Here is a 1,846-nt window from a genome sequence, read left to right on the forward strand (position 1 = left end):
ATGCCGCCGTGGTGCTGCGCAACGGCCACCCGCAGCGTCGCCTGGATGCACTGCGCGAGCGGCTGCAACGGTTGATGCCGCGCGCCGACGCGGCCATCGGGCGCCAGCTGCAGCGCAACCAGCTGCACCTGCGCGGCCTCGCCCGCTCGATGGAAGCGGTGAGCCCGCTGGCCACCGTGGCCCGCGGCTACAGCATCCTCACCCGCGACGAAGATGGCAGCCTGGTACGTTCCCCGCTGCAGGTACGCCCCGGCGACGCGCTCACCGCACGCGTACAGGACGGCGCGATCAACGTCGTAGTAAAGCAGACCCCGTAGAGCCGGGCTCTGCCCGGCTGCACCGCATCCCCGTAGAGCCGGGCTCTGCCCGGCTGCACGCGATTGATGATCACCGCGACCTGACAGAAGCCGGGCAGAGCCCGGCGCTACGTCAGCGTTCCGTCGGTTACAACGTCCTGACCCGCCCGCGCTTTCGTAGAGCCGGGCTCTGCCCGGCTGCACGCGATCAATGATCACCACGACCTGACGGAAGCCGGGCAGAGCCCGGCGCTACGTTATCGGTCCCCCGTTTACGCTTTCCGCCGGTCAGATCGCCCTTACCCGCCCGCGCTTTCGCAGAACTTCTGCCGGTACTCCATCGCCTTGGGCATCAGCGCCTGCAGGTTCTGGATGCGGGTGCCCGGGTTGGGGTGCGTCGAGGAAAACTCCGGCGGCGCCTGGCCGCCACTGGCCTGGCCCATGCGTTCCCACAACGGCACCGCCTCGCGCGGGTCGAAGCAGGCCGCGGCGGCGAGCATCAGGCCCACTTCATCGGCCTGGGTTTCGTGGCTGCGCGCATACGGCAGCAGGTAGCCGTAGCCCATCGCCGACATCATCATCTGCTGCTGTTGCGGGTCCATGCCGCTGGCGGCCCCGGCCATCTGCCCGATCTGGGTCAGCTTCTGCTGGGCCATGCGCTGGGCACCATGGCGCAGCAGGGCATGGGCGATCTCGTGGCCCATCACCACGGCCATCGCATCCACCGTGCGCGCCACCGGGATCAGCCCGGTGTAGACCGCCATCTTGCCGCCGGGCAGGCAGAACGCGTTGGCCTGCTCGGACTGGATCACGTTGACTTCCCACTCGAAGTCGCGCGAGAAATGCGCCGGCTTCAGCCCGTGCTCTTCGGCCAACGCGGTTTCCACCACGTCCACCTTGGCAATCAGGCGCTGGGCAATTGCGCGCACATCGCGCGAGACCTGCGCGTTGGGATCCACCGGCCGTTCCTGCGCCAGGATCTCCTGGTAGGCCTGCAGCCCGAGGGCTTTTTCCTGGTTGGCGTCCAGCGCACTGTCGATGAGCACGCTTTCACCGGTGTACGGGTCCACCGCGCGGTTGGAGAACCAGTAGAAGGCGGCATAACCGGCGAACGCCAGCAGCACCCACCAGCGGATGTTGCCGAACAGCCCTGGACGCCGGGCGCGGCCTTGTTGCTGGCCGCCGAATGGATCGTTGCGCATGGTGCAGGTTCCTCGCTGGACCGACGCCACCCTGGCCGGCACGGCGACATCTTAGTGGCTGCGGCGGGATTTGACGTGAGTGCCGGGTCGACGCCTTGGACGGTCAGATGCCGCGCACCAGGCGGAACCCGATCCGGGCGCTGGTGGTGTCCGAATCCTGCGACTGCCGCCAGGCCGCGCGGGTCTGTTCGGGGGCATTGGCCCAGTTGCCGCCGCGGATCACCCGCTGCCGGCAGCCCGGGTTGAACCAGGCCGCGCCATCGGCCGGCGCGCGCCGGTAGCTGGCATGCCAGCAATCGGCCACCCACTCGCTGAGGTTGCCGGCCACATCGTGCACGCCCCAGGCAT

At 68.9% G+C, this 1,846-nt stretch carries 3 protein-coding genes; 1 reads left to right on the forward strand and 2 read right to left on the reverse strand.

Annotated elements, in window-relative coordinates:
• A partial coding sequence (locus DBR34_RS22680) for an exodeoxyribonuclease VII large subunit (RefSeq protein WP_308812530.1) occupies positions 1-317 on the forward strand: 317 nt, incomplete at its 5' end.
• A 278-nt stretch (positions 318-595) separates the two neighbouring features.
• Here the strand turns inward: DBR34_RS22680 and DBR34_RS10665 are convergent.
• Both DBR34_RS10665 and DBR34_RS10670 read right to left on the reverse strand, forming a co-directional pair.
• Complete coding sequence (locus DBR34_RS10665) at positions 596-1,498, reverse strand: M48 family metallopeptidase (protein ID WP_038687367.1); 903 nt, start codon at positions 1,496-1,498, stop codon at positions 596-598.
• 103 nt (positions 1,499-1,601) lie between these two features.
• Positions 1,602-1,846, reverse strand: a 245-nt coding sequence (locus DBR34_RS10670; protein ID WP_146186815.1) for an SUMF1/EgtB/PvdO family nonheme iron enzyme, incomplete at its 5' end; no start/stop codon positions are given.

The sequence above is a fragment of the Stenotrophomonas sp. HMWF003 genome, from assembly GCF_003061285.1.
GTDB classification, from domain to species: domain Bacteria; phylum Pseudomonadota; class Gammaproteobacteria; order Xanthomonadales; family Xanthomonadaceae; genus Stenotrophomonas; species Stenotrophomonas maltophilia_AP.